Origin of the sequence: Rothia nasimurium (assembly GCF_928392795.1) — a bacterium.
Classification (GTDB): domain Bacteria; phylum Actinomycetota; class Actinomycetes; order Actinomycetales; family Micrococcaceae; genus Rothia; species Rothia nasimurium_F.
The window spans coordinates 1-361 of sequence record NZ_CAKMTJ010000037.1; the positions used below are offsets into that span (position 1 = coordinate 1).

At 55.7% G+C, this 361-nt stretch carries 1 protein-coding gene; it reads right to left on the reverse strand.

What is annotated here, in order from left to right:
* On the reverse strand, positions 1-304 hold a 304-nt coding region (locus L6963_RS11750), incomplete at its 3' end, for a transposase (RefSeq protein ID WP_237204463.1).
* Positions 305-361: the final 57 nt, after the last annotated feature.

The window sequence follows — 361 nt, forward strand, 5'->3', positions numbered from 1 at the left end:
CTCGTTTGGGCACGATGGTCGGTTCGAAGGAGCCGTCGCGGTCGCGGGGGACTTTGATGTCGATGGGGCCGACGGTGTCGGTGAGGATTCTTTTGGTGCGGTAGCCGTTTCTGGTGTTTTGGCTTGTTTGGTTGGGGTTTTCGGCGTGTTTGGGGTAGCCGAGGTGGTCGGTGAGTTCTTCGTCGAGGGCAGCTTGGATGATGTCTTGGGTGAGGGTTTTGAGTAGGGTGTCGCTGCTGAGGTCTAGGCCTTGTTCTTTGGCTTGGGTGATGAGGTTTTGGGCGAGTTGGTGTTCTGTTGTCATGGTGTTATTTTCTCCTGTTGGGGTTGGGAGGGTTTACACCGTTTTCCTGACAGTCCC